The organism is Geofilum rubicundum JCM 15548 (assembly GCF_000974365.1).
GTDB classification, from domain to species: domain Bacteria; phylum Bacteroidota; class Bacteroidia; order Bacteroidales; family Marinilabiliaceae; genus Geofilum; species Geofilum rubicundum.
Genome location: NZ_BAZW01000116.1, coordinates 1 through 3652, shown reverse-complemented (window position 1 = coordinate 3652; position 3652 = coordinate 1). Strand labels below are relative to the sequence as shown.

Below are 3652 nucleotides of genomic sequence, written 5' to 3'. Positions count from 1 at the left end.
TAGCCCATTTATTTTAATGGCTTATTACCTATTTTTTCTATTTTTGTGAACATTATCTACTAAAAAGAGAAACTCATGCGCATTCAAGAAACCATCATTTCCAATGATAAACAACGGCCGGTTTATCTCTATGAGCTAAGCAACAACACAGGTACCACCGTAAAAATCACCAATATTGGCGCTACCATAACCAGCATTACCACCCCTGATAAAAATGGAAAAATTGAAGAAGTCACCTTAGGCTTCGATGATCCCATGACCTATTTATCCGACAACTATAAAAGCAACTGCCCTTATCTGGGAACCACTGCTGGTCGTTTTGCCAACCGCATTGCCAAAGGACAGTTTACCCTTTCCGGAAAAACCTACCAATTGGCCATCAACAATGGCGAAAACCACCTACATGGTGGCCCTGAAGGTTTTCATTTCAAATTATGGAAAGGTGAAATCATGGATAACAAGCTGGTCATGAAACTTTCCAGTCCCGATAATGATGAAGGATACCCGGGCAACCTTGAGGTAAGCATCACCTACCAACTGACAGATGACCACGAATTGATCATGGAATATTATGCGGAAACGGATCAGGCCACTCCGGTCAACCTTACCAACCATGCTTATTTTAACCTGTCGGGACAATCGGGCGACATACTCAACCATGAGGTGATGATCATGGCCGACCAATACACCCCTGCCATAGATGCCATTCCAACGGGAGAATTGGCCTCTGTAAAAGATACCCCATTTGATTTCACCAGTCTGCATACCATTGGCGAAAGAATTGATTCACTGCCTGAAAAAACCTACGACCATAACTTTGTTCTGAAACACAAAGAAGGTGAATTAGAAAGAGCTGCATCGTTAAGGAAGAGGCGTCTGGCAGAGTATTGGAAGTATTTACCACCCTGCCGGGCATGCAATTTTATGCCGGATACTTTTTAGATGGCAGCCACGGACGTGGCGCCAGAAAATTTGAAAGCTTTGAAGGTTTCTGTATGGAGACACAGTATTTTCCCGATTCCCCCAACAAACCGCAATTTCCCAGTGCCATATCAGCGCCCGATAAACCCTTTAATCATACCACCGTTTTTAAGTTCAGCACAGAACAATAACTTCTGAAACAGGCGCCATGATTAGTATAATTGACTATTTTGAAGATAAGGCCAATAAGTACCCGAATAATGCCCTCATTTGGGAAAAAGTGGATGGGGTTTACCATCCAACCAACTATCAGGATAGTTTAGATCTGGTGCAAACCTATGCAGCTGGTCTGATGTCCCTGGGTCTGCAAAAAGGAGACAGAGTATCCCTGTTGTCGGAAGGTCGCCGTGACTGGTTAATAGCCGAATTGGCCATTTTATATGCAGGGGCCGTGAACGTGCCGCTATCCACAAAACTGGAGGAAGCCAATGATTTATTCTTCAGAATCCATCATTCTGACAGTCAATTGATTTTGGCATCTCCCTTTCATATTCACAAAATAAGAAAAATACAGGCACAATTGCCCCGACTCGACAGGGTTATTGTTTTTGGTCAGTTGGACGATTGGCAGGAAAAGGAAACCTCATGGCAGGATATTTATCAGAAAGGAAAGGAATTTCTTAAAAATAGTCCGGAGGCACTTCAGGAACGTCGTCAATCGGTTAAGCCTGAAGATATGGCAAATATTTCCTATACTTCGGGCACCACTGCCGACCCCAAGGGCATCATGCTTTCGCACAGAAACTATACCGCTAATGTGGAGCAGGCCTTCAGTTTTATAGATATTCCGGCCACATTTCGCACATTAGTGGTTTTGCCCTGGGATCATGCTTTTGCCCATACGGCAGCACTTTACGCATTTATGTATCATGGGGCCTCCATAGCTGCCGTTCAGGCAGGCAAAACGGCCAACGAAACCTTAAAGAATTTTGCCAATAACATATTGGAGGTTCAGCCCCATGTTTTAATGAGCGTTCCGGCACTGGCCAAAAATTTCAAAAAGAACATTGAAAAGGGTGTTAAAGCAAAGGGAAGGCTGGCCTGGCTATTGTTTAAAACTGCTCTGGCTCATGCTACTGGTACAATGGCACAGGAGACAATAAAGGCAGAGGTCTGAGAAAAATGACACAACCACTGGGCCGGCTTTTTGACAAAATATTGTTTTCTGCCATTCGAAAAGGCTTAGGGGGTAACCTGCAATATTTTATTGGCGGTGGTGCCTTGCTCGACATAGAACTTCAAAAATTCTTTTATGCCCTGGGCATTCCAATGTATCAGGGATATGGCTTAAGTGAAGCAGCCCCGATTATCTCGGCCAATACCCCCACCTTCCACAAAATGGGTTCATCCGGTAAAGTCGTTCAGAATCTGGACATCCGCATTTGCGATGAGGAAGGAAAAACCTGCCAGTCGGCGTTTCCGGAGAGATTGTTGTCAAGGGGGAAAATGTCATGTTGGGTTACTGGAAAAATGAGACAGCTACCGCAGAAACCATCAAGGATGGCTGGTTGTTTACAGGGGACCTGGGTTATCTGGATCAGGAAAACTATTTATATGTCCTTGGCCGCTTCAAAAGTTTGCTCATATCCCACGATGGAGAAAAATACAGTCCCGAAGGCATAGAAGAGGCCATCATCGACCACTGTCCAACCATCGATCAAATAGTCCTTTATAACAACCAGAGTCCCTACACGGTAGCCGTTGCTGTTCCGGCCCGTGACAAAATCAAATCTCTGTTAAAGCAGCATCCGCAAAACGATGAGGAAGAAAAAGTTCATTTTATTCTCAATCAAATTCAACAAGAGCTGGCACAATTCAAAAAAGATGGTAAATTGCAGAATATGTTTCCACAACGGTGGTTACCGACTTCCATTGCCATCCTGCCTGAACCCTTTACCGAGGCCAATAAAATGCTTAACAGTACGATGAAAATCGTGAGGCGGGTCATTGAAGTGACTTACAATAAAGAGATTGAATACCTTTTCACGCCCACGGGTAAGGATATAATGAATAACCATAATAAACTAAATATTAGATATTATTTGGGTGAAAACGATAAGAAAAACTAGGTCGTTAATCAATAATAATAGGCATTCAATAAAAAAAACGAAACAAAAAGGGTTATATTTCGTCTTTTGTAGGTAACAGCTTTTTGAAGTTATCAAAGTTTTCACCAATTTTACAGCGAATTATACATCTGACACTAACACCTGGGAAATATAGATGTGCACATATAACAAAAAAACAATTCTCCTCATTTTGGCTGTATGGATATCCGTATCAGGATATAGTCAACTAAGGCGGGGGTATTCGACCCAACCGTTTGACCTGCTTTCGGGTACGTCAATTACGCCGAAAGGTGGTGCCAATATGTTTTTTGGTGATCTTGTAGATCAATCAAGAACCAGCTATTCGGTAGGCGCTCTGGTCAACCGGGAAATGTCCAGAACAATTTCAGCACGCCTTAATTTAATGGCTGGCGCCATGAAAGGGGAGCAGCTTCCTCCGACGCTAAATGAACCGTATGCCACATTCGAGAACATGTATCTGGAGTTTGGTATGGGGGTGTCCTATCGGCCTTTTAACCATATCTTAGGTTACTTTAAGGAGCGAACACTTCAACCGTATATTCTGGCACAAGCCGGAATGGTCTTTTTTTCAGCAACGGAAT

4 protein-coding genes and 2 pseudogenes are annotated in these 3652 nt (G+C 43.2%); all 6 read left to right on the top strand.

Annotated elements, in window-relative coordinates:
- Window positions 1-75 precede the first annotated feature (75 nt).
- Window positions 76-942: an aldose epimerase family protein gene (locus JCM15548_RS20080; RefSeq protein WP_262487164.1), complete on the top strand. Its 867-nt coding sequence runs from the start codon at window positions 76-78 to the stop codon at window positions 940-942.
- Window positions 915-1112: an aldose epimerase family protein gene (locus tag JCM15548_RS25910; protein WP_369403720.1), complete on the top strand. Its 198-nt coding sequence runs from the start codon at window positions 915-917 to the stop codon at window positions 1110-1112. The genes JCM15548_RS20080 and JCM15548_RS25910 overlap by 28 nt, the downstream gene beginning before the upstream one ends.
- 17 nt (window positions 1113-1129) lie before the next feature.
- Window positions 1130-2098 carry an AMP-binding protein gene (locus tag JCM15548_RS24800; RefSeq protein ID WP_227626067.1) on the top strand — a complete coding sequence of 323 codons (969 nt, stop codon included), beginning with the start codon at window positions 1130-1132 and terminating at the stop codon, window positions 2096-2098.
- Between the two features lie 5 nt (window positions 2099-2103).
- Window positions 2104-2328: pseudogene (locus JCM15548_RS25905) on the top strand (long-chain fatty acid--CoA ligase); the annotation flags it as partial.
- Between the two features lie 104 nt (window positions 2329-2432).
- On the top strand, window positions 2433-3050 hold the full coding sequence (locus tag JCM15548_RS24795; protein WP_262487162.1) for an AMP-binding protein: 618 nt from the start codon (window positions 2433-2435) through the stop codon (window positions 3048-3050).
- 190 nt (window positions 3051-3240) lie between these two features.
- A pseudogene (locus tag JCM15548_RS20070) lies at window positions 3241-3652 on the top strand (hypothetical protein); the annotation flags it as partial.

Coding starts and splice junctions, on each gene's coding strand:
- JCM15548_RS20080 (WP_262487164.1), top strand. CDS start 76: ATGCGCATTCAAGAAACCATCATTTCCAATGATAAACAACGGCCGGTT.
- JCM15548_RS25910 (WP_369403720.1), top strand. CDS start 915: ATGCAATTTTATGCCGGATACTTTTTAGATGGCAGCCACGGACGTGGC.
- JCM15548_RS24800 (WP_227626067.1), top strand. CDS start 1,130: ATGATTAGTATAATTGACTATTTTGAAGATAAGGCCAATAAGTACCCG.
- JCM15548_RS24795 (WP_262487162.1), top strand. CDS start 2,433: ATGTTGGGTTACTGGAAAAATGAGACAGCTACCGCAGAAACCATCAAG.